The sequence below is a fragment of the Micromonospora sp. NBC_00421 genome (assembly GCF_036017915.1).
Lineage (GTDB): Bacteria > Actinomycetota > Actinomycetes > Mycobacteriales > Micromonosporaceae > Micromonospora.
On sequence record NZ_CP107929.1, the window covers coordinates 35,448 to 57,034 of the forward strand.

Annotated in this window: 21 protein-coding genes; 16 read left to right on the forward strand and 5 right to left on the reverse strand. The window is 73.3% G+C overall.

All coding sequences use genetic code 11. The features are described from left to right. Nucleotides 1–147 precede the first annotated feature (147 nt). The 3 genes from OHQ87_RS00135 to OHQ87_RS00145 are packed head-to-tail and all read left to right on the forward strand — an operon-like array spanning nt 148 to nt 2,082. The gene (locus OHQ87_RS00135; RefSeq protein ID WP_328343782.1) at nt 148–939 is read left to right on the forward strand and encodes a hypothetical protein; all 792 of its coding nucleotides are present in this window, start codon (nt 148–150) and stop codon (nt 937–939) included. A 31-nt stretch (nt 940–970) separates the two neighbouring features. Next, nucleotides 971–1,435: a phage holin family protein gene (locus OHQ87_RS00140; protein WP_328343784.1), complete on the forward strand. Its 465-nt coding sequence runs from the start codon at nt 971–973 to the stop codon at nt 1,433–1,435. Next, nucleotides 1,432–2,082, forward strand: a complete 651-nt coding sequence (locus tag OHQ87_RS00145) for a DUF3618 domain-containing protein (RefSeq protein WP_328343786.1) — start codon at nt 1,432–1,434, stop codon at nt 2,080–2,082. Before OHQ87_RS00140 ends, OHQ87_RS00145 begins: the two co-directional genes overlap by 4 nt. Before the next feature lie 122 nt (nt 2,083–2,204). On the opposite strand, the gene OHQ87_RS00150 is transcribed toward OHQ87_RS00145, so the two are convergent. From OHQ87_RS00150 to OHQ87_RS00160, 3 genes are all read right to left on the reverse strand, one after another. Next, a complete protein-coding gene (locus OHQ87_RS00150; RefSeq protein ID WP_328343788.1) occupies nt 2,205–3,302 on the reverse strand; it encodes a glycosyltransferase in 1,098 nt (365 codons plus the stop codon). A gap of 112 nt (nt 3,303–3,414) precedes the next feature. Beyond that, nucleotides 3,415–4,662 carry a cytochrome P450 gene (locus tag OHQ87_RS00155; RefSeq protein WP_328343790.1) on the reverse strand — a complete coding sequence of 416 codons (1,248 nt, stop codon included), beginning with the start codon at nt 4,660–4,662 and terminating at the stop codon, nt 3,415–3,417. Nucleotides 4,663–4,853: 191 nt separating this feature from the next. Continuing rightward, nucleotides 4,854–5,072, reverse strand: a complete 219-nt coding sequence (locus OHQ87_RS00160; RefSeq protein ID WP_067312494.1) for a DUF397 domain-containing protein — start codon at nt 5,070–5,072, stop codon at nt 4,854–4,856. Nucleotides 5,073–5,138: 66 nt separating this feature from the next. Here OHQ87_RS00160 and pepN point away from each other — a divergent pair, with 66 nt between their 5' ends. The 9 genes from pepN to OHQ87_RS00205 all read left to right on the forward strand — a co-directional run bounded on the left by pepN (nt 5,139) and on the right by OHQ87_RS00205 (nt 15,781). Beyond that, nucleotides 5,139–7,655 (forward strand): aminopeptidase N, encoded by a 2,517-nt coding sequence (gene pepN / locus OHQ87_RS00165; RefSeq protein WP_328343798.1) that lies wholly within the window; start codon nt 5,139–5,141, stop codon nt 7,653–7,655. A gap of 189 nt (nt 7,656–7,844) precedes the next feature. Then, on the forward strand, nt 7,845–8,444 hold the full coding sequence (nadD, locus tag OHQ87_RS00170) for a nicotinate-nucleotide adenylyltransferase (RefSeq protein WP_328343800.1): 600 nt from the start codon (nt 7,845–7,847) through the stop codon (nt 8,442–8,444). Nucleotides 8,445–8,551: 107 nt separating this feature from the next. Further along, the gene (rsfS, locus tag OHQ87_RS00175) at nt 8,552–8,956 is read left to right on the forward strand and encodes a ribosome silencing factor (protein ID WP_328343802.1); all 405 of its coding nucleotides are present in this window, start codon (nt 8,552–8,554) and stop codon (nt 8,954–8,956) included. After that, nucleotides 8,953–9,573, forward strand: a complete 621-nt coding sequence (locus OHQ87_RS00180) for a histidine phosphatase family protein (RefSeq protein WP_328343804.1) — start codon at nt 8,953–8,955, stop codon at nt 9,571–9,573. The genes rsfS and OHQ87_RS00180 overlap by 4 nt, the downstream gene beginning before the upstream one ends. Nucleotides 9,574–9,689: 116 nt before the next feature. Further along, a complete protein-coding gene (locus OHQ87_RS00185) occupies nt 9,690–10,541 on the forward strand; it encodes a DegV family protein (RefSeq protein ID WP_328343805.1) in 852 nt (283 codons plus the stop codon). Between the two features lie 265 nt (nt 10,542–10,806). Then, nucleotides 10,807–11,781 carry a ComEA family DNA-binding protein gene (locus OHQ87_RS00190; RefSeq protein ID WP_328343807.1) on the forward strand — a complete coding sequence of 325 codons (975 nt, stop codon included), beginning with the start codon at nt 10,807–10,809 and terminating at the stop codon, nt 11,779–11,781. After that, the gene (locus tag OHQ87_RS00195) at nt 11,778–14,168 is read left to right on the forward strand and encodes a ComEC/Rec2 family competence protein (protein WP_328343809.1); all 2,391 of its coding nucleotides are present in this window, start codon (nt 11,778–11,780) and stop codon (nt 14,166–14,168) included. Before OHQ87_RS00190 ends, OHQ87_RS00195 begins: the two co-directional genes overlap by 4 nt. A gap of 138 nt (nt 14,169–14,306) precedes the next feature. Next, nucleotides 14,307–15,287, forward strand: a complete 981-nt coding sequence (holA, locus tag OHQ87_RS00200) for a DNA polymerase III subunit delta (protein ID WP_328348689.1) — start codon at nt 14,307–14,309, stop codon at nt 15,285–15,287. Between the two features lie 59 nt (nt 15,288–15,346). Further along, the gene (locus tag OHQ87_RS00205; RefSeq protein ID WP_328343810.1) at nt 15,347–15,781 is read left to right on the forward strand and encodes a hypothetical protein; all 435 of its coding nucleotides are present in this window, start codon (nt 15,347–15,349) and stop codon (nt 15,779–15,781) included. A 271-nt stretch (nt 15,782–16,052) separates the two neighbouring features. Here OHQ87_RS00205 and rpsT read toward each other — a convergent pair whose 3' ends face one another. Beyond that, on the reverse strand, nt 16,053–16,319 hold the full coding sequence (gene rpsT / locus OHQ87_RS00210) for a 30S ribosomal protein S20 (RefSeq protein WP_091238600.1): 267 nt from the start codon (nt 16,317–16,319) through the stop codon (nt 16,053–16,055). A gap of 238 nt (nt 16,320–16,557) precedes the next feature. Further along, nucleotides 16,558–17,670, reverse strand: a complete 1,113-nt coding sequence (locus OHQ87_RS00215; protein WP_328343812.1) for an aminoglycoside phosphotransferase family protein — start codon at nt 17,668–17,670, stop codon at nt 16,558–16,560. Between the two features lie 191 nt (nt 17,671–17,861). Between OHQ87_RS00215 and OHQ87_RS00220 the strand changes: the two genes are divergently transcribed. From OHQ87_RS00220 to OHQ87_RS00235, 4 genes are all read left to right on the forward strand, one after another. Then, on the forward strand, nt 17,862–18,398 hold the full coding sequence (locus OHQ87_RS00220; protein WP_328343814.1) for a DUF4240 domain-containing protein: 537 nt from the start codon (nt 17,862–17,864) through the stop codon (nt 18,396–18,398). Between the two features lie 87 nt (nt 18,399–18,485). Beyond that, nucleotides 18,486–20,363 carry a translation elongation factor 4 gene (gene lepA / locus OHQ87_RS00225; RefSeq protein ID WP_328343815.1) on the forward strand — a complete coding sequence of 626 codons (1,878 nt, stop codon included), beginning with the start codon at nt 18,486–18,488 and terminating at the stop codon, nt 20,361–20,363. Nucleotides 20,364–20,609: 246 nt separating this feature from the next. After that, the gene (locus OHQ87_RS00230) at nt 20,610–20,897 is read left to right on the forward strand and encodes a GlsB/YeaQ/YmgE family stress response membrane protein (RefSeq protein ID WP_328343817.1); all 288 of its coding nucleotides are present in this window, start codon (nt 20,610–20,612) and stop codon (nt 20,895–20,897) included. 300 nt (nt 20,898–21,197) lie between these two features. After that, complete coding sequence (locus OHQ87_RS00235) at nt 21,198–21,485, forward strand: GlsB/YeaQ/YmgE family stress response membrane protein (protein WP_328343819.1); 288 nt, start codon at nt 21,198–21,200, stop codon at nt 21,483–21,485. The last annotated feature ends 102 nt before the right edge of the window (nt 21,486–21,587 follow it).

A 21,587-nucleotide genomic window follows, 5' to 3' on the forward strand; every position in this document is an offset into this window, starting at 1 on the left:
CCCGCCCGGGTGACGGGGCGGCGGCTCCGCGGAAACGACGGATCGTGCATGGACCCGAAAGGCGAGGGTAGGTCCGAAGGTGCGGCCGACGTGATCGGCGAATCCCCCGCACATCACCGCGACGAGTATCCGAGCGGAAGGACCATCATGACGCACGATCTTTCCTCCACCACTTCCTACGGGCAGCAGAGCAACGGCACCGGCGTCCGGGACCAGGCACGCCAGGTCGGCGCCGACGCCGCCAACGCCGGTGGGGCGGTCGCCCAGACCGCCCGGGAGCAGGGCCACGAGGTGGTCGGCGAGGCCCGCCGTCAGGTGCGCAACCTCTACGGCGAGGCCCGTGACCAGCTCACCACCCACGGCGGCGAGCAGCAGCGCAGGGCCGCCGGTGGCCTGCGGTCGCTGGCCGAGGAGATGCGCTCGATGGCGCAGAACGGCGGGCAGGGCGGCCCGGTGACCGAGCTCGCCCACCAGGCGGCCGACCGGGTCCACGGCGTGGCCGGCTGGCTGGAGGAGCGCGAGCCGGGCGACCTGCTCCACGAGGTGAAGACCTATGCCCGCCGCAACCCGGGCACCTTCCTGCTCGGCGCGGCCGTGCTCGGCGTGGTCGCCGGCAGGCTCGCCAAGGGTCTCACCGCCGGTTCCGACGACGCCACCAGCCCCCGCGGCTACGGCACGGCGGGCGGCTACGACCCGGAGCAGACCGCGGTCATCCCGACCCAGGCGGCCCCGACCCCGCCGGCCGGCTACCTGGACCCGACCCCCGGCACCTACGCCGAGCCCGACCCGGGCTACTCCGGCCAGGGCGCGGCCCACCCCGACAACGGGACCGGCGCCAGCTACGCCGACCCGGCCGGCGGCACCGGCCAGCCCCTACCGCCGGTGACCCAGACCGACCCGCTGCCCGGCGTGCCGTCCAGCGGCGTCACCCGCCCGTGAGCCGAGCGATCATCCGAAGGGAGGCAACGGCATGACCATGCCGACGCAGGGGTCCGGACCGGACTCCGGATACCACCCCGCGGGTGCGCCGCACTCCGCGGACGAGGTCAGGGGCAGTTCGCTCGGTGACCTGATGAGGTCGGTCACCGCCGACCTGTCCACCCTGATGCGCCAGGAGGTGGAGCTGGCCAAGGCCGAGATCCGCCAGGAGGGCAAGAAGGCGGGCAAGGCCGCCGGGCTCTATGGCGGTGCCGGTTTCGGCGGCTACATGGTCGCGCTCTTCCTCTCCATCGCCCTGTGGGCCGGACTGTCCAACGTGTTGGACGCCGGTTGGGCGGGCCTGATCGTCGCCGTGATCTGGGCGGCCATCGCCGCCGTCCTCTACTCGATGGCCAAGAAGAACGCCGCACACGTGCGCGGCCTCAAGCAGACCAACGACAGCGTGCAGCGCATCCCGGATGCGCTCAAGCCGCACCCGGAGGGAGTCACCCGATGAGCACCGATCCCGACCAGATCCGCCGGGAGATCGAGGCGACCCGCAACAGCCTCAGCTCGGACGTGGACGCGCTGGCGTACAAGGTCAGTCCCGGCCGCATCGTCGACTACCGCAAGCAGCGGGCGCGCAGCGCGCTGCAGAATGTGAGGGACAGGGTCATGGGCACCGCTTCCGACCTCGGCCACGGCACCGGTCACGCCGCCCACTCGGTAGGCGACCGCGCCTCCTCGGCGATCTCCGCCGTCGGTGGAAGCGCCCACGCGGCGGCCTCGACCGTCGGTGACGCCGCCCAGCGCGCCCCGCAGGTGATCCGGCGCAAGTCCGAGGGCAACCCGATCGCCGCCGGCCTGATCGCCTTCGGTGTCGGCATGCTGGTCTCCTCCCTGATCCCGGCCAGCCGCCGCGAGCAGGAGCTGGCCGCCCAGGTCAAGGAGAAGGCCGGCGAGCACAGCGGGGCCGTCAAGGAGAAGCTGGGCGAGGTGGCCGGCGAACTCAGGGAAGAGCTGCGCGAGCCGGCCCAGCAGGCCACCGAGTCGCTGCGCAGCACCGCCCAGGACGCCGTGCACGCGGTCAGGGACGACACCCGCACCGCCGCCCACGACGTGAAGGACTCCGCGCAGCAGTCCCGCGAACAGGTCCGCCACTGAGCGGACCCGGTACGACTCGCGGCCACCTCCGGCACCCGCCGGGGCGTGGCCGCGAGCCGCGTCCGGCCGGCGGGGTCAGGGCCGGCCCGCGTGCGGCCGGTGGCCGGTGACGTTCTCGCTGGTCAGCGGCCCCGGGAGGCCGGGTCGGCCCGGATCCAGCGGGTGAGGTCGCTCGGCTCGGCCGGGGTCAGCCGGCGGCGGAGCACCCGCACCGAGTGGGCCGGCCGGCGTACCCGCCGACCCGCGTGACGCACCCCGCCGCGACCTACCCGGCGGGCCAGCGCGAGCCAGCTGCAGGCTCCGCGTTCGAGCAGCCAGAGCGGTGCGGCCAGCACGGTGGTCGGGGGGAACACCGCCGTCCCCCCGGCCCGCCGTCGGCCGACCTCGGCCAGCGCCACCGTGCCGGCCGCCCCGACGGCCAGCAGCCCCGGCCGGCGGGCCACCGCCGCGGCCACCACCCCGGGCAGCACCGCCAGCGCGACCAGCAGCCGCACCGGTCGGGCCAGTTCGTCGTACGCCTGGCGGAACCGCTGGCTCTGGAAGTGCGCGGCGGTCGGTGGCAGCCTCCGGACGTACAGCCCGGCGGGGCTCGCCTCGGTGCCGCCGTACGCCCGCACCGTGCGGACCAGCTCCAGGTTCCCGAAGAGCACGTCCGGGTCGTAACCGCCCATCGCCCGGAAGGTGCTGCGACGCACCGCCAGGGTGCCCGGCCCGTCGGCGCCGAACGCCCGGTTGAGCAGCGTCCGGCCGGTGTCCCACCAGGCGTGCCAGGGCAGCGGATCGAAGTAGTTCTGCGGGCGGACCAGGTCGACGGTGTCCAGCAACCGGTGTACCGCGCGCAGCCCCGCCTCGTCGTACCGGACGTCGTCGTCGGCGATCACCACGTGTTCGTGCCGTGCCGCCGCCACCCCGGTCAGCACCCCGCACACCTTGCCGTTGACCCCGTGCACCGTCGGGTCGGGCGGCAGGTGCCGGAGCAGGCCGTCCCAGCGGGCGGCGTGCCGGACGAACACCTGTGGTGGGGAGCTGTCGACCACTGTCACGTCGACCAGTTGGCCCAGCTCCCGCAGGTAGCCGGTCAGCTCGTCCAGGCCGGTGTCGTCGGCCTGCCGCAGCGGTAGGACGTACTCGACGGGGAGCCGGATCGGGCCCGGGCGGCCAGCGGGGTGGTGGTCCCGGGCGGTGGTGTGGCGGTCCCGGGTCGCGGCGGTGTCGGGCAACGGTCCTCCCGGTGACGATGGTCCCCGAACATCCCCCACCGAAGGCCGACCAAACCGCGCAGTTTCCACAGGTCCGCGCCGGGTGGCACACCGGGCCCCGGTGGCGGAGCGGTCAGCCGGTCGGGTGGACGCCGGTGAGCACGAGGCCGCTGGGCGGCAGGGTCGGCACCCGGGTCAGGTCCAGGGCCAGGTCCTGCGGCGGCACCCGGTAGTCCATCGCCCCGGTCAGCACCCCGACCGCCTGCTTCATCAGCTCGATCGTGATCCACTCCCCGGCGCAGCGGTGCCCGCCCAGGTGGTACCCCCCGCCCTGCGGCACGAAGCCGTACGGGTCGTCGCGCCAGCCGGCGAACCGCTCCGGGCGGAACCGCTCGGGCTCGGGCCAGAGCCGCGGGTGGTGGTTGGTGCCGTACAGGTCGAGCAGTACCCGGCGACCCTGCGGGAAGTGGTGGCCCTGCCAGTCGAAGGAGTGCCGGACCCGGGCCATGGCCACCGGGAAGAACGGGTAGTAGCGGCGCACCTCCTGGACGAACCACTCGGTCGGCTCGTCACCGGTACGGACCCGTTCCCGCCAGCCCGGATGGTCGTGCAGGGCCAGGGCGGCGAAGACCACGTACCTGTCGACGGCCACCGTGGGGCGCAGCACGTTGAGCAGTTCCACCGCGGCGACCCGGCGGGGGAGCAGCCGGCCGTCGGCAGCCCGGTGCTCGGCGATCACCGCGAGCGCGCTGTCCGCCGGTGCGGGCAGGGTGCCGATCCGGACCCGCTCCACCAGGTCGGCGAGCCAGCGCTCCGCCCGCCGCCGGGCGAGCAGGCCACGCCAGTGCCGAGGCCCCAGCGCGGCCGGTCCGTCGATCATGGCGTGCATCTGCGCGGTACGTCGGCCCACCTCGCTGGTGGGCAACGGCACCCCGGCCCAGGCGCAGACGGCCCGCATGAGCAGCGGACCGACCTCGTCGCCGAGCACCGTCGGCCCGGACCCTGCCCAGCCGGCCAGCCGGGTGTGCCACTCGTCGGCGAAGAGCCGGCCGAGCCGTTGGACGGCCGAGGGCGTCATGATCGACATGAACATGGCCTTGCGGTCGGCGTGGGCCGCCCCGTCCAACCCCTGCACGCCGCCCTGCCCGGTCAGCGTCCGCTGGCCCCGCTTCGGGGCCGCCCCCGCCCGCAGGAAGCGCTCCTGGTCGTAGAAGAGCTCCGCCGCTTCCCGCCCGCGTAGGAAGATCGTCGGTTCCAGCATCAGCCGGGCGGTGAAGATGTCGCTGTCGTAGCGCTCGCAGCGGGTGCTGATGAACCGGTAACCCTCGCGCAGGTACGCCAGCGTGCTCTCCGGGCTGCGGTCGGCCGGGGTGGTGGCCATCTGGCTCTCCTGACGCGGGCTACGGTGGGCGGACCGGCCGACGGGTCGGCCGTGGGTGGTCTACCCGGGTATGGGGGACTGAATCGCTCGCGGCACCCCCGACCGGGGGTTGCCGGCCACCCACCGACCCACCTGCCCGCCGGCACCCCCGGGCGCGGGCGGGTCCCCCGCCCGGGGGCGGCGTCCGACGCTCAGTCCAGGTCGAACTCGCCGTCCTGGGCGCCCGCGACGAACGCGTCCCACTCGGCCTGGGTGAAGACCAGCACCGGGCCGTCCGGCTCGGCCGAGTTGCGCATCCCGATCAGGTCGTCCACGAAAGCCACCTCGACCGCACTGTCGGAGGTGTCCCCCTCGGCTCGCTGCCAGACCGCCCGGGACAGGTCGAAGTCGCCCTTGGGGTGCTGACCCATTGTTGATCCTCCATCGCGACGCGTAAGGGAAGCCCGGCCGGCTCCCCCGTCGGGCAGGATAAGCGGATGCCGAGCCTGACCCGTGTAGAGGCGACCGCGCGTCGCGCACTGATCGATGTCGAGTCCTATCAGGTGGACCTCGATCTGACCGGTGGCGACGACCACTTCCGCTCCACGACCACCATCCGGTTCCGGGCCACCGCAGGCGCCGAGACCTTCGTCGAGGTCAAACCCGCGACGCTCGAGTCCGTCCTGCTCGACGGCCGGGAGCTGGACCCGGGGGCGCTCGCCGACGGCCGGTTCCCGCTCACCGGGCTGGCGGCGGAGAACACCCTCACGGTCACCGCCGAGATGGCGTACTCCAACACCGGTGAGGGGATGCACCGTTTCGTCGACCCGGCCGACGGCGAGACGTACCTCTATGCGATGTCCTTCCTGGACGAGGCCCCACGCGTCTTCGCCGCCTTCGACCAGCCCGACCTCAAGGCCCCGGTGACCCTTTCGGTGACCGCGCCGCCGCAGTGGACGGTCGCCGGCAACGGCCCGCTCGTCGCCAACCCGGCCCCGGGCCGCTGGGAGTTCGCCCCCACCGCTCCGCTGGCGAGCTACCTCGTCTCGCTGATCGCCGGCCCCTGGCACGTCCGGCGGGACAGCCATGACGGCATCCCGCTCGGCGTCTACTGCCGGCAGTCGCTGGCCGCGCACCTCGACGCCGACCTCGACGAGATCCTCACCGTCACCAGGCAGTGCCTGGACCGCTTCCACCAGCTCTTCGCCGAGCGTTACCCGTTCGCCAAGTACGACCAGGCGTTCGTGCCGGAGTTCAACGCCGGCGCGATGGAGAACCCGGGCCTGGTCACCATCCGCGACGACGCCGTCTTCCGGTCGGCGGTCACCGACACCGAGCGGGAGCAGCGGGCCACCACGATCGCCCACGAGATGGCCCACATGTGGTTCGGTGACCTGGTCACCATGCGCTGGTGGGACGACCTGTGGCTGAACGAGTCCTTCGCCGAGTACCTGGGCACCCGGGTCACGGCCGAGGCGACCCGGTTCGACCGGGCCTGGACGACCTTCGCGATCCGCCGCAAGGCCTGGGGGTACGCCGCCGACCAGCGCCCGTCCACCCACCCGGTCGCCCCGGAGGAGGTCGCCGACGCCGCCCGCGCCCTGCTCAACTTCGACGGCATCTCGTACGCCAAGGGCGCCGCCGTGCTCCGTCAGCTCGTCGCCTGGCTCGGCGACGACGCCTTCCTGGCCGGGCTCAACCGGCACTTCGCCGCCCACCGCTTCGGCAACGCCACCCTTGCCGACCTGCTCGCCAGCCTCAGTGCCGCCAGCGGGCGGGACCTCACCGACTGGGCCGCCCGCTGGCTGCGCCAACCGCAGGTCAACACGCTGCGGACGGAGACCTCGGTGGACGCCGACGGCCGCTGGACCTCGGTGGCGGTGGTGCAGACCGCGCCGCAGGCGTACCCGGTGCTGCGCCCGCACCGGATCGCCGTCGGCAGGTACACCCCCGACGGCGCGGCCGAACGGATCGAGGTCGACCTCGACCCGGACAACGACCGGGGCCGCACCGCGCTGCCCGGCCTGACCGGTCAGGCCGCCGACGGTCTGCTGCTGCCCAACGACGGTGACCTGACGTACGCCAAGATCCGGCTCGATCCGGCCTCGGCGGAAGCGGTCGCCACCGTGCTGCCCGGACTCACCGACCCGCTGGCGCGTGCGCTGCTCTGGGAGGAGTCGCTGGACGCCGCGACCGACGGCGAGCGGCCGGTGTCGGCGGTGGTGTCGCTGTTGACGGCGGCCCTGCCCACCGAGACCGAGGTGGCCGTGGCGGAGAGCGTGCTCGCCCGCACCCGCAACCTGGTCGACCGCTACCTCGACCCGCTGGCCCGGGACGCCGCGCTGCTGCGGATCGCCGAGGCCTGCGCCGCGCTGCTCGCCGCCGCTGCGGCCGGTGGTTCGCTGCAACTGGCCGCCGTGCGCGGGTTGCTCTCCGCCACCGCCGACGCCGACCTGCTCACCGGGTGGCTCGCCGGCCGGGACGTGCCCGACGGGCTGGCCGTCGACGCCGAGCTGCGCTGGGCGCTGCTGCGCCGGCTGGTGGTGCTGGGCGCGGCCGGCGAGACCGAGATCGCCGACGAGGCGTCCGCCGACCGCAGCGCCACCGGCGCCGAGCGGGCCACCCTGTGCCGGGCGGCCCGACCCGAGGTGGCGGCGAAGGACGCCGCATGGGAGATCGTCATCCGGGACACCGGCCGGTCCAACCGTCTCGTCGAGGCGGCGGCCGAAGGATTCTGGCAACCGGAGCAGGCCGAGTTGACCGCCGCGTACGTCGACAGGTACTTCACGGAGATGCCGGCGGCGGCGCTTCGGCGTACCCCGTGGGTGGCCGAACAGGTCGCCCGGCTGGCCTTCCCCCGCTACGCCGTGGCGCAGCCCACCCTGGACTCGGCCGCGGCCCTGCTCGGCCGCGACGACCTCACCCCGGGACTTCGCCGGAGCGTCGTCGACGCCGCCGACGACCTGCGCCGGGCGTTGGTCGCCCGGACGGCGGTCGCCGCTGCCGCCGCCTGACCGGCGTGGCCGGGCCGGGTCGGCGGTCGTGGTCCGGCAGCCGGTCGTGGTCCGGCAGCCGGTCGTGGCCGCCGCCGGTCGTGGTCGGGCCTGCTCCGGCCCGGTACCGACCGGCCCGGTCCGGCGGCCTGCGGTGGCGGTACGCCCGGCCCGGGGCGGGACGGGCGAGGGGCGGCCTACGATCATCGGGTGGAGGACGACATCCGGCGGATCGGCATCATGGGCGGCACCTTCGACCCGATCCATCACGGCCACCTGGTGGCGGCCAGCGAGGTGGCGGACCGGTTCGGCCTGGACGAGGTGGTCTTCGTGCCGACCGGTGAGCCGTGGCAGAAGGCGGACACCCCGGTCAGCCCGGCCGAGGACCGTTACCTGATGACGGTGATCGCCACCGCCTCCAACCCCCGGTTCCAGGTCAGTCGGGTCGACATCGACCGCGGCGGCCCCACCTACACCGTCGACACCCTGCGTGACCTGCACCACGAGTACGGCCCAAAGGCGCAGCTGCACTTCATCACCGGCGCCGACGCGCTGGAGCGGATCCTCTCCTGGAAGGACCTGGACGAGATCTTCGCGCTTGCCCACTTCATCGGGGTGACCCGGCCCGGCTTCGCGCTGACCGACGAGCACCTGCCCGCCGACACGGTCAGCCTGGTGCAGGTGCCGGCGATGGCGATCTCCTCGACCAACTGTCGCGACCGGGTGGGCCGCGGCGAGCCGGTCTGGTACCTGGTGCCCGACGGTGTGGTGCAGTACATCGCGAAACGCCGGCTCTACCAGCAGGGATAGTGCCCGGTAGTAGCCATTTCGTCCCGGAAACCGGCCAGAACTGACAAGTCGTCTGTCCGCCGGATGTGAGACGCTTGGAGGGTCGCACGGTTGATCGAAGGAGAACGGTGACAGTTTCCGAACGCGCTCACGAGCTGGCGATGGCCGCCGCCCAGGCTGCGGCCGACAAGAAGGCGCAGGACATCGTCCTCATCGACGTGGGTGAGCAGCTTGCCATCACCGACGTGTTCCTGGTCGCCTCGGCGCCGAACGAGCGTCAGGTGATGGCCATCGTCGATGCCATCGAGGAGCGTCTGCTGGAGCTGCCCGAGAAGGCCAAGCCGCTGCGCCGCGAGGGCGAGCGGGGTGGCCGCTGGGTGCTGCTCGACTACGTCGACATGGTGGTCCACGTCCAGCACACCGAGGAGCGCGAGTTCTACGCCCTCGACCGGCTCTGGAAGGACTGCCCCCAGCTCCCGTTCGTCGACCGTGACCTGGTCGACGCCGACGCCGCCGGTTCCGCCGCCGAATGACCCGCCTGATCGTCTGGCGGCACGGCAACACCGACTGGAACGCCACCGGCCGGGTCCAGGGACAGACCGACGTACCCCTCAACGACCTCGGTCGGGATCAAGCCCGGGTTGCCGCGCCGCTGCTCGCGGCGCTGCGTCCGGACGTCGTCGTCGCCTCCGACCTCCGCCGCGCCGCCGACACCGCCGCCGCGCTCGCCCAGCTCACCGGTCATCCGGTACGTTCCGACGCCCGGCTGCGGGAACGGCACTTCGGGCAGTGGCAGGGCCTGGCCCTGACCGATGCCGCCGACCGGTTCCCCGGCGAGTACGCCCGCTGGCGGGCCGGCGACCCGGACCCGGGAGCGGGCATCGAACCCCTCGACGACCTCGGCAAGCGCGTCGGCGAGGCGCTGCTGGCCGCCGCCGAGCTGGCCGACGGTGGCACCGTCGTGGTCGCCACCCACGGCGGCGCGGGCCGGCAGGGCGTCGGTCACCTGCTCGACTGGGACCACTCCGTGCTGCGCAGCATCGGTTCGCTGGCCAACTGCCACTGGACCGAACTGCGGCGCAACGACGTCCGGGGTTGGCACCTGCGCGCCCACAACGTCGGCCCGATCACCCGGCCGGCGCAGACTTAACCGGTCTGAGTCGGCTGCCCGAACGCCGGACTGCAGGTGCCGGCGCGACCGGGACCTGCCAGCACTGCCGGTGCCGGCGCGGGCGGGCGGTCCCGGCATCGGCTAGCGTGCCGGGCATGCCCGTCGCGGTCGTCACCGACTCCACCGCCTACCTTCCACCCGGGCCGGTGCGGGCGCACCGGCTGACCGTGGTGCCGTTGACCGTCGTGCTCAACGGTGCGGAGGGGTTGGAGGGGGTGGAGACCTTCCCCGCCGACGCCACCCGGGTGCTCGGCGGCCGGCGGGTCTCGGTGAGCACGTCCCGGCCGTCCCCGGCGCAGTTCGTCACGTCGTACCGGCGGCTGCTGGCCGAGGGCGCGGACGGGGTGCTGTCGGTGCACCTGTCGGCCGAGCTGTCCGGCACGGTGGAGGCGGCCCGGCTCGCCGCCGCCGAGGTCGGTGACCGCGTCGAGGTGGTCGACAGCCGGGCCACCGGCATGGGGCTCGGGTTCCCGGTGCTCGCCGCCGCCGCGGCCGCCGAGGCCGGTGCCGACCTGACCGGGGTACGCGCCGCGGCGCTGGCCGCCGTCGACCGGACCACCATCTTCTTCTACGTCGACACGCTGGAGTTCCTGCGCCGGGGCGGTCGGATCAACGCGGCGGAGGCGCTGCTCGGCACCGCCCTGTCGGTGAAGCCGATCATGCACATGCGGGACGGCACGATCGTGGTACGCGACAAGGTGCGCACCGCCAGTCGGGGAGTGGCCCGCCTGGTCGACCTGGCGGTCGAGGCCGCCGCCGACGCCGACGTGGACCTCGGGGTGCACCACCTCGCCGCCCCGCAACGCGCGGAGCAGTTGGTCGAGGTGCTCACCGCCCGGCTCGGTGACCGCCTGCACGACACGTACGTCTCCGAGGCCGGCGCGGTGGTCGCCGCCCACGCCGGACCGGGCCTGGCCAGCGTCGTGGTCCACCGCCGGCCGGACTGAGGCGGGACGGGCGGCGGGCGGCCTTCCTCAACGGGGTCACCCTGCCGGTCGACGGCGGCCGGTCGGCGCTCGGCCTCGACCCGGAATCCTCCTGACGCTTCCTTCCGGCCTGCTGTCGCGAGTGGTGACCCGGGCCGGGTGACCGGGCGGTGTCCGCCATAGCAGATCGGGGCATGATCAGGCGGTTGTCCACAACGGGCGCCGTTGTCCACAGCCGACCTCCCGACGACTGAAGGGGAGCCGTCCGCCGTCCTAGCCTCACGCCGTGTCAGAGGACGAGGAGACCGTGGTGCGGCGACGGCTGCACCGGCTGACGGACGGGTTGTCGACGGCGGAGTGGCCGACGGGGTCCCCAACCCCGCCAGCCCACCCACAGCGTCCGGCGGGCCGGCGGGCCGGGCACCGCGCACCACCGCAGGACCGGGCGGGTGACGTGCCGCCCCTCCGCCCGCCCGCTGACCCCGGCCTTCGTGATCCCGGTTCTCTCGACGCCGACCGGCCGCGTGACGTCGAGGCCGTCCACCCCGCTCGGGCCGGGCAACCCGGCCTCGACCGGGCGTACCACCCCGATGGGGACGACACGCTCGCCGGCGGCCACCTGTCCGGGCCCGGTGTCTTCGACCCCGGCCGGCGCGGCGTCCGGGCGTTGGCCGCCGTGGCGGTGGTCGTGGTGCTCGGCGCGGGGTTCTGGGCCTGGCGGTCCCGCCCGCAGGCCGAGCCGGTGCGCTCGGCGCCGACGGTGGCCGGGCCGGAGTCCTCCGGCGGGCCTGCATCGGGTCCGGCCCCGAAGCCGACCGGTGAGCTGGTGGTGGCGGTGGCCGGCAAGGTACGCCGTCCCGGGCTCGTCCGGGTGCCGGCGGGGGCGCGGGTCGCCGACGCGGTCGAAGCGGCCGGCGGTGCCCTGCCCGGGGTGGACGTGGCGCTGCTCAACCCGGCCCGGAAGGTGGCCGACGGGGAGTTGGTCCTGGTCGGGGTCACCGCACCACCCGGTGCCGCCGGGGAAGGTGGTGCCCCGGCCGGGCCGGCGGCGGGCGGGGTGGTGCCGGGTGGCCGGGTCAACCTCAACACCGCCACGTTGGCGCAGCTCGACGCGTTGCCCGGGGTCGGCCCGGTGCTCGCCCAACGCATCCTCACCCACCGCGACCAGCAGGGCGGCTTCCGCAGCGTAGGCGACCTGCGCCAGGTCGACGGCATCGGCGACGCCCGGTACGAACAGCTCAAGGACCTGGTGACGGTGTGACCGGCGGCCCGATCCTGGACGGCGCGGTCGCCGCTGACCGGGCTCCCGACCTGCGCCTGGCCGGGCTGGCGGTGGCCGCCTGGTTGGCGGCGCTGACCTGCCTGCACCTCACCGCCCGGACGGCGGTCCTGCTCGCCGTCAGCGCCGCTGTCCTCGCCGCCCTGCTCGCCGCGCATCTCCTCGCGATGCTGGGCAACCCGACCACGCCGGTCCGACGGCACGGCTGGATCGCCGTCGCCGTACTGCTCGGGGTGGTCTGTGGCAGCACCGCCACCGCGGCCCGCCTGCACGTCCGCGATGCCGCCCCGCTGCGCGCCCTGGTCGACGACCGGGCCCGGGTCACCGCCGGCCTGGTGCTCCGCGACGATCCCCGTCCGGTACGCGGGGCACCCGGCCGACCGGCGACCCTGCTCGTCACGGCGGAACTGACCGCGCTCACCGACCCCGAGGGCCACCGCCTGCGGGTTCCGGTACGCCTGCTCGTGCTCGCCACCGACCCGGCCTGGCGGGGACTGCTGCCCGGGCAGCGGCTGACCGCCCAGGGCCGGTTGGCCACCCCCCGGGGCGGCGATCTCACCGCGGCCGTGCTGACCGTGACCGGTCCGCCGGTCCGGCACGGGCCCCCGCCGTGGCTCCAACGCGCCGCCGGCACCCTGCGGGCAGGTCTGCACCGGGCGTGCGCACCGCTCCCACCCGAGCAGGGCGGCCTGCTGCCCGGCCTGGTCGTCGGCGACACCAGTCGACTGCCGGCCACCGTGGAGGAAGACTTCCGGGCCACCGGGATGACCCATCTCAACGCGGTGTCCGGCTCGAACGTGGCGATCGTGGTCGGTGCGGTGCTGTTGCTGGCCCGCTGGGCCCGGGCGGGCCCCCGGCTGGCGGCGGTTCTCTGTGGGCTGGCACTGATCGGCTTCGTCGTCCTGGTCCGCCCCTCGCCCAGCGTGGTGCGGGCGGCCACCATGGGGGCGATCGGGCTGGCCGCGTTGGCCGTCGGGCGTCCCCGGGCGACGCTGCCGGCGTTGGCCGCGGCGGTGGCCGTGCTGGTGCTTGTCGACCCGGAGTTGGCCGGGGACGCCGGTTTCGCGCTGTCCGTCCTGGCCACCGGTGGGTTGCTGCTGCTCGCCCCCGGCTGGCGGGACGGGCTGCGCCGCCGGGGCGTACCGGCGGGGTTGGCCGAGGCACTGGCCGTCCCGGCGGCGGCCCAGCTCGCCTGCGGGCCGGTGGTGGCAGGCATCTCCGGCACGGTGAGCCTGGTGGCGGTGCCGGCCAACCTGCTGGTGGTGCCGGCGATCGCCCCGGCCACCGTGCTCGGGGTGGCGGCGGCCGTCGTCTCGCCGGTGTGGCCGGCCGGGGCCGGATTCGCCGCCTGGTTGGCGAGCTGGCCGGCCTGGTGGCTGGTCACCGTGGCCCGGGTCGGGGCCCGGCTACCGGCGGGCACCCTGCTCTGGCCGGGTGGGGTCCCGGGCGCGATGCTGCTGGCCGGGCTGACGCTGGGGCTGCTGCTGGCGGTCCGCCGTCCGCTGGTTCGTCGGCTGGTGGCGGTCGGCGCGGTGGCGGTGGTGCTGGGCGCCCTCCCGGTCCGGCTGATCGCCAGCGGGTGGCCGCCGGAGGGCTGGGTGGTGGTGGCCTGTGCCGTCGGCCAGGGCGATGCCATCGTGCTACCGGTGACGTCCGGCCGGGCGGTGGTGGTGGATGCCGGCCCGGAACCATCGGCGGTGGACGGCTGCCTGCGCCGGCTCGGGGTACGAGAGGTGTCGTTGCTGGTGGTGAGCCACTTCCACGCTGACCATGTGGGTGGTGTCGCCGGGGTGTCGCGGGGCCGGCGGGTGGCCATGGTGCTCACCCCGGCGATGGCCGAGCCGGCGGCGGGTCTGGAACTGGTGACGGCCGCCGTCGGGACCGCCAGGCGGGTGGTGCCGGCGGCCGGTTGGTCGTACCGGTCCGCGGGGGTCGACCTTGTCGTTCTCGGGCCGCCCCATCCCATGCGGGGCACCCGGTCCGACCCGAACAACAACTCGCTGGTGCTACGGGCCTCGGTGGCCGGCGTACGCATCGTGCTGCCGGGGGATGCGGAGACGGAGGAGCAGCGGGCACTGCTGGACCGGGTTCCGCCGGAGACGCTGCGGGCCGAGGTGCTCAAGGTGGCCCACCACGGCAGCGCGTACCAGGATCCGGGTTTCCTCGACGCGGTACGGCCGGCCGTGGCGCTGGTGCCGGTGGGGGTCGACAACGACTACGGGCATCCCAGCCCGGTGATCCTCGACCGGCTCGTCCGGTCCGGCACACGGGTGCTGCGTACCGACACCGACGGCGACGTGGCGGTGGTGGTCCGGGCCGGCGGTCGACTGGCGGTGGTCGAGCGAGGCCTGCCACCCGGCCGCAGGTGACCGACGGCGCACTGCACCCTGCGATGCATCGCGACCTTAGTCCAATAAAAATGGTAAATGTCCATATTTGCGCTGAGTGCGGGGTGGGCCGTCGCGGTCGCCGACGAGCAGACCCGATCCCCTGCCGGCCGTGCCAAGATGAGCGACGTGACCGGCGTCGACCTTGCTCCTATTCTGCTCGTCCTCGGCGACGAGGAGTTGCTCGCCACGCGCGCGGTGACCGACGCCGTGACGAAAGCCCGTGGCGTCGACCCGGACGTCGACGTCCGGGAGTACCAGGCCGGGGCGTTGGCGGTGGGCGAGATCGACGAGATGCTCAGCCCGTCGCTGTTCGGTGGGCGGCGGGTGCTGGTGCTCCGGTCCGCCCAGGACGCCCGTAAAGACCTGGTCACCGCGCTGCTCGGCTACGCGAAGAACCCCGATCCGGACGTCCAGCTGGTGGTGCTGCACCTGGGCGGGGGCAAGGGCAAGGCGTTCGCGGACGGGCTGCGCGCCGCCGGTGCGACGGTCGTCCCGGCAGCGAAGTTCAAGGGGCACCGTGAGCGGGTGGCATTCGTCCGCGACGAGATCCGCAGGGGCGGCGGAAAGTGCACCGACGACGCGGCCGATGCGCTGATCGCTGCCGTCGGGACCGACCTGCGGGAGCTCGCTGCCGCCTGTTCGCAGCTGATCGCGGACACCGACGGGCGGATCGGCGCGGAGACGGTGGCCCGCTACTACCGGGGCAGAGTCGAGGTGAGCGGCTTCACGGTCGCCGACGCCACGATGATCGGCGATGTCCCCGCCGCCCTGGAGGCACTGCGCTGGGCGCTACACGTCGGGGTCGATCCGGTGCCGATCGCCGACGCCCTCGCCGACGGGGTCCGGACGGTGGCGCGGGTCGCCGCCGCCGGCCGGGGCGATCCGTACCAGCTGGCCAGCACCCTCGGCATGCCCGCCTGGAAGATCAAGAATGCCCAGCAGCGGGCCCGGGGGTGGACGCCGGAGGGCCTGGTCGAGGCGATGCGGGCGGCAGCGGAATGCAACGCGGCGGTCAAGGGCGGCGCCGACGATCGGGGGTACGCGCTGGAGAAGGCGGTCTTCTCGGTCGCCGCCGCCCGGCGAGGCCGCACCAGGTGACCGGCGCGGCCCGTCCGGTGGCTGACCCGGCCCGTCGGGTGGCTGACCCGGCCCGTCCGGTGACCGGGCATAGCCGGAGGGGGTGGTCCACCATGCCGACAGATGATCAACGGTATCGGCCGCTCTACGCCCGGCTGCTCGGCCTGCGCTTCGTCAACCCCGGTGGGGTGCTCTGCTTCGTCTTCTTCGAAGGAGCGGTGGCGCTCGCGGTGCTGCTCGCCCTGGCCGAGTTGGTGAGCTGGTGGGCGGTCCCGGTGCTGCCGCTGGCGGTGGCCGTCATGGTGAAACTCAACGACGTGGTTGCCGAGCGGGTGGTCCACTCGGCGGCGCTGGTACCGGAGCAGGAACGGGACCGGTTTCGGCGGCAGGTCGAGCCGGTGGTCGGGCGGGCCCAGGTGCCGAGCGTCCCGTCCGGCGTGGTGGTCGCCACTCCGTGTCCACCGTGGGAGCCGGCTGATCTCCCACCCCCGGGTACCTCCCGGCACCCACTGTGAAGTAGGCCGCCTCCGCCGTGATCAGGGCCGTTCCGTGGACGGGGACAGAGCCTGGGCCGCACCAGATCGCGCTCGATCCTGGTTGTAGTGGCATCCAAGGTGCAACGAGGCCACTACAACCAGGAAACAGGCGATCCTGAGGCGGGGCGTTTGCTGGGTGCGGACATGATGTCCGAGACGAGACGGGTGGGATATCGGCGTCCGAGCGGTGGACAGCCGTAAGCCCCGGGGGCGCTGCCCCGGGGCTTACGGTCAGGTTTGGGTCGCTCGGTCAGGCCGAGAGCGAGCCGACGCGCTTCGAGATGGCCGACTTCCGGTTGGCCGCCTGGTTGGCGTGAATGACGCCCTTGCTGGCGGCCTTGTCAAGCTTACGGGCGGCGTCACGCATCAGGACGGTGGCCTTCTCGGCGTCACCGGCCTCCGCAGCCTCGTGGAACTTCCGGATGGCGGTCTTCAGCGACGACTTGACCGACTTGTTACGCAGCCGGCGCTTCTCGTTCTGCCGGTTGCGCTTGATCTGGGACTTGATGTTCGCCACGCGACAGCCTCGTCTTGATAGCTCGGTTTGGTCTGCACTTCCGCGCGCGACGAGCATGCGTCATCGCCACGCGAAAACCCAGGCTACCAGGTCCGCGGGGAGGAACCAAAGCGCCCACCCCCACCTCACCGGGCGGCGACCAGACCGTGACGCGGCGGGTGCGGAAACGGCAGGGCCCGGGAAGTGGCATGGCAGAGAGGCAGCGGGCGGGGAGGCGGGGGCTCCGGGACGCGGCGGGTCAGCGCCAGCCCTGGCGGGCGGCGAGCCAGCTGAGCGCCTGTTCCCCGCTGAACCGACGGTGCGCCCACAACAGCGGAGACGCCCCTGCCGAATCTGGCCCGGCGGCATCGTCACCAGACGACGTGTCGACCGTCGGTGCCGGGCTGAGGGCCGGTGGCAGGTCGGAGACGGGGGGTCGGCCGGCGGCCGGTGACAGGCCGGCGGCTGGTGGTCGGTCAGCGGTCGGTGGTGGTCCGGCGGCGGTGAGGTAGTAGCCGGAGAGGGCCGCCAGCGTCACGTCCAGGGCGTCGGGTGGGGCACCGACCGCTGCCGGATGACCGGCGAAGATCGCGTCCAGGTCCCCCTCGTCGGCGTACCCGGTGATCAGGAGCCCGGCCAGGTCGAACCAGGCCGGGCCGTGGCAGAGCCAGTTCCAATCGCAGAACCAGGCCCGCCCGGCCGGGTCCAGCAGCACGTTGTCCACCCGCAGATCGCCGTGGACCAGGCCGGGCGCGGTCGCCGCGTACCCGGGCAGCCGGGATTCCAGCGCGACGAGGTCGGGCAGCCGGTGGCGGGCCTGCGGGGGAAGCGGGGGTGTCGGCTCGCGCCCGGCGGCCACCTCACCCCACCAGAGGATGTCGGAGCGGGCCAGGTCGGCCAGCCGGGGCAGGCCGAGCGCGGCCAGCGCGGGCGGCGGGTCGGCCAGCGCGGCGGCGACCTCGGCGTACCCGTCGAGCACGGCGGTCAGCTCGGTCGGATCCCAGGGCAGTCGGGGTGTCCGCCCGTCGAGGGCGTCCAGGCCGACCGCGTACCAGCCGGCCGCGTCGAGCGCCCAGCGAGGGCGGGGGACCGGCAGGCCGGCCGGCAACCGGTCGAGGACGGCCAGCTCCCGGGCGTACCAGTCGGCCAGATGCCGTTGGCGGGTCAGGTCGGCGGCCTTGACGAAGACCCGGCTGCCGGCGGCCGTCTCCAGCACGGCGGCGAAGCCGCCGGTGAAACCCGCGGTGGCGGTCCGGGCCGTGACCACCGTCGCGCCGAGTCGGGCGGTGACTGCTTCCCGCAGGCCGTCGGGCAGGTCACGCCAGTCGGGTCGCACGGCGGTCTCGTGGTACGGCGGCAGCGTCGCGGACACCCCCTCATCGTGCCCGGTCCGGCCCGAGATCGGCTCGCCCGGTCCGGCCCGAGATCGGCTCGCCCGGTCCGACCCGAGGTCGGGAACGTCCCGAGGTCGGGAACGTCCCGAGGGTCGGACCGGTTCGGCCCGAGGTGGGCGGGGGACGGGTTCGGCCCGAGCCGGGCCGGGGTCTGGGAGACTGCGGGGCCATGAGGACCGATGAGTTCTGGCAGTTGATCGACCAGGCCCGGAGCGGGGCCGGGGGAGAGGCGGACGCGGTCGCCGCCCGGGCGGTCGCGCTGCTCGCCGAGCGCACCCCGGAGGACATCGTCGGGTACGCACACCATCAGCAACGGGTGTTGGCGGCCTCCTACCGGGTGGACCTGTGGGGAGCGGCGTACCTCATCAACGGGGGTGCCTCCGACGACGGGTTCGAGTATTTCCGGGGCTGGCTGATGACCCAGGGCCGGGCGGTCTTCGCCGCGGCGGTGGCGGCTCCGGACTCGCTGGCCGAGCTGCCCCGGGTCCGGTCGGCCGCGCTCAGCGGCGAGGAGTTCGAGTGCGAGGACATGCTGGCGGTGCCGTGGGACGCGTACCGGAAGGCGACCGCCAGCGACCTGCCGGCGGAGCGCGACAGGGTGCCGGTGCCCGACCTGAACGACTTCTGGGACTTCGACGACGAGGAGGAGGCCCGCCGTCGGCTCCCGAAGCTCGCGGCCCTCTTCGTCGAGCCACCCGAGGAGTGACCGGACCGGGTTCGGAGCGACGTGGGAACATAGAGGGGGCCGGCGGCGCGTCGGCCCGCTCACGTCAGCCGACCAGAACGGACCGCTGTGCCACCGACGCTCGATCCCGGCGCGAACGCTCCTGGTGCCACCGACCCGGCGCGCATCCGGAACTTCTGCATCATCGCCCACATCGACCACGGGAAGTCGACTCTGGCCGACCGGATGTTGCAGCTCACCGGCGTGGTCGACCCCCGGCAGATGCGCGCGCAGTACCTCGACCGGATGGACATCGAGCGTGAACGCGGCATCACCATCAAGAGCCAGGCCGTCCGGATGCCGTGGACCATCCGGGAGGGCGAGCGGGTCGGTGAGCAGGCCGTCCTGAACATGATCGACACCCCGGGTCACGTGGACTTCACCTACGAGGTGTCCCGGTCGCTGGCCGCCTGCGAGGGCGCGCTGCTGCTTGTCGACGCCGCGCAGGGCATCGAGGCGCAGACGCTGGCCAACCTCTACCTGGCGCTCGAGAACGACATGCGGATCATCCCGGTGCTCAACAAGATCGACCTGCCGGCCGCCCAGCCCGAGAAGTACGCCGAGGAGCTGGCCCACCTGATCGGCGGTGATCCGGCCGACTGCATCAGGGTCTCCGGCAAGACCGGGGTCGGGGTGCCGCACCTGCTCGACGAGATCGTCCGGCAGTTCGCCGCGCCGGTCGGCGACGCCGACGCCCCCGCCCGCGCAATGATCTTCGACTCGGTCTACGACGTGTACCGGGGCGTGGTCACCTACGTCCGGGTGATCGACGGCCGGATCAGCGCCCGGGACCGGATCAAGATGATGTCCACCGCCGCGGTGCACGAGCTGCTGGAGATCGGCGTCATCTCGCCCGAGATGGTCAAGGCCGACGCGCTCGGCGTCGGCGAGGTGGGCTACCTGATCACCGGGGTGAAGGACGTCCGGCAGTCCCGGGTCGGTGACACCGTCACCATCAACTCCCGGCCGGCGACCGAGGCCCTCGGCGGCTACAAGGACCCGAGGCCGATGGTCTACTCCGGCCTCTACCCGATCGACGGTTCGGACTACCCCAACCTGCGTGAGGCGCTGGACAAGCTCAAGCTCAACGACGCCGCCCTCGACTACGAGCCGGAGACGTCCGGGGCGCTGGGCTTCGGCTTCCGCTGCGGCTTCCTCGGCCTGCTGCACCTGGAGATCATCCGGGAGCGGCTGGAACGGGAGTACAACCTCGACCTGATCTCCACCGCCCCGAACGTGGTCTACCGGGCCATCACCGACGACGGCCAGGAGATCGTGGTGACCAACCCGAGCGAGTACCCCACCGGCAAGATCGCCGAGGTGTACGAGCCGGTCGTGCGGGCCACCGTGCTCACCCCGAACGACTACGTCGGTGCGGTGATGGAGCTGTGCCAGGGCCGGCGGGGCAGCCTGCTCGGCATGGACTACCTCTCCGCCGACCGGGTGGAGCTGCGCTACACCCTCCCGCTCGCCGAGATCATCTACGACTTCTTCGACCAGTTGAAGAGCCGCACCAAGGGCTACGCCTCGCTTGACTACGAGCCCTCCGACGAGCAGGCGTCCGACCTGGTCAAGGTGGACATCCTGCTGCACGGTGAGCCGGTGGACGCGTTCAGCGCCATCGTGCACAAGGACAAGGCCTACAACTACGGCACGTCGATCGCGGCGAAGCTGCGCAACCTGATCCCGCGCCAGCAGTTCGAGGTGCCGATCCAGGCGGCGATCGGCAGCCGGGTGATCGCCCGGGAGACCATCCGCGCCATCCGCAAGGACGTGCTCGCCAAGTGCTACGGCGGTGACATCAGCCGTAAGCGCAAGCTGCTGGAGAAGCAGAAGGAGGGCAAGAAGCGGATGAAGATGGTGGGCCGGGTGGAGGTCCCCCAGGAGGCCTTCATCGCCGCGCTCTCCTCGGATTCCGGCGACGCCAAGCCGGCCGGCAAGAAGTAGGCGGGGCCCTGCCTCCCTGGCGTACGGGTGAATTTTTTGTGTCCCGGTGTTGCTCGCACGGGCCGATGCACCCCCGCTGAGCTGGGCGGACATCGACGGTCGGTAAACCGACGCACCGTCGTCGCATCGACGTTCGGCGACAAGTGTGGCGGTGAGTCGGTTTGGGTTTCCGGCCGGTCGGGAACCTAGCTCTCACGACAGGAACCACACATACCGTGTGACTCAATCTTGAGGAGGAGGGCGACCGTGGAGTTCACCGTCTGGGGCATCATCACCGCGCTCGTTGTTGGTCTCATCGTCGGCGCTCTGGGCCGTCTGGTCGTGCCGGGCCGCCAGAACATGCCGATCTGGCTGCACCTGCTGATCGGCGTGGGCGCCGCGCTGCTGGGCACCGTGCTGGCCCGGGCGATGGGCATCGCCACGGAGACCGCCGGTATCGACTGGACCGAGCTGCTGGTGCAGGTCGTCGTCGCCGCCATCGCCGTGGCCCTGGTGGCCGGCGTGGGTCGTCGCCGCGGCGTCTCCCACCGGTAACAGCCGTACCGCTCAGCGGGCGCCCGCACCCCTCGGGGTCGGGCGCCCGCTCGCGTCTGTCCCGACCGTGGTCGCCACCGGCCTTCCCGCCGTGCAGCTCGTCCCGCGTCGCCGCAGCTGACCGGAGGGGGCTCGTCCCGCGCCGCCGCAGCCGGCCGGAGGGATCGACCGCCGGTAGTGGGATCTAGACCGGATCGTTACCGGAACCGGTTTCGCGATTCTCCGCTTCGGGAACCTTATCGATCACCACAGCAACAACAACTCATCGAATGACATATCGACAGAAGAAGGAGGACGGTCGTGGAGTTCACCGTCTGGGGCATCATCACCGCGCTCGTCGTCGGCCTCATCGTCGGCGCGCTGGGCCGCCTGGTCGTGCCGGGTCGTCAGAACATGCCGATCTGGATGCACCTGCTGATCGGTGTCGGCGCCGCGCTGCTGGGCACCGTGCTGGCCCGGGCGATGGGCATCGCCACGGAGACCGCCGGTATCGACTGGACCGAGCTGCTGGTGCAGGTCGTCGTCGCCGCCATCGCCGTGGCCCTGGTGGCCGGTGTTGGCCGGCGTCGGGGCGTCAGCCACCGCTGACCCGTCCGCCGGTCGGTGACCGGTCGGCACGTACCACCAAGCGGATGCCCGCTCCCCGGTTCGGGGGGTGGGCATCCGCTTGTCCTCGTGTCCACGGCTCGA

What these genes read in the sequence shown, in the direction of transcription:
- holA (WP_328348689.1), top strand. Translation starts at nt 14,307, where the DNA reads ATGAGCGACGTGACCGGCGTCGACCTTGCTCCTATTCTGCTCGTCCTC.
- OHQ87_RS00160 (WP_067312494.1), bottom strand. Translation starts at nt 5,072, where the DNA reads ATGGGTCAGCACCCCAAGGGCGACTTCGACCTGTCCCGGGCGGTCTGG.
- OHQ87_RS00220 (WP_328343814.1), top strand. Translation starts at nt 17,862, where the DNA reads ATGAGGACCGATGAGTTCTGGCAGTTGATCGACCAGGCCCGGAGCGGG.
- OHQ87_RS00140 (WP_328343784.1), top strand. Translation starts at nt 971, where the DNA reads ATGACCATGCCGACGCAGGGGTCCGGACCGGACTCCGGATACCACCCC.
- OHQ87_RS00155 (WP_328343790.1), bottom strand. Translation starts at nt 4,662, where the DNA reads ATGGCCACCACCCCGGCCGACCGCAGCCCGGAGAGCACGCTGGCGTAC.
- pepN (WP_328343798.1), top strand. Translation starts at nt 5,139, where the DNA reads ATGCCGAGCCTGACCCGTGTAGAGGCGACCGCGCGTCGCGCACTGATC.
- OHQ87_RS00135 (WP_328343782.1), top strand. Translation starts at nt 148, where the DNA reads ATGACGCACGATCTTTCCTCCACCACTTCCTACGGGCAGCAGAGCAAC.
- OHQ87_RS00185 (WP_328343805.1), top strand. Translation starts at nt 9,690, where the DNA reads ATGCCCGTCGCGGTCGTCACCGACTCCACCGCCTACCTTCCACCCGGG.
- OHQ87_RS00145 (WP_328343786.1), top strand. Translation starts at nt 1,432, where the DNA reads ATGAGCACCGATCCCGACCAGATCCGCCGGGAGATCGAGGCGACCCGC.
- OHQ87_RS00180 (WP_328343804.1), top strand. Translation starts at nt 8,953, where the DNA reads ATGACCCGCCTGATCGTCTGGCGGCACGGCAACACCGACTGGAACGCC.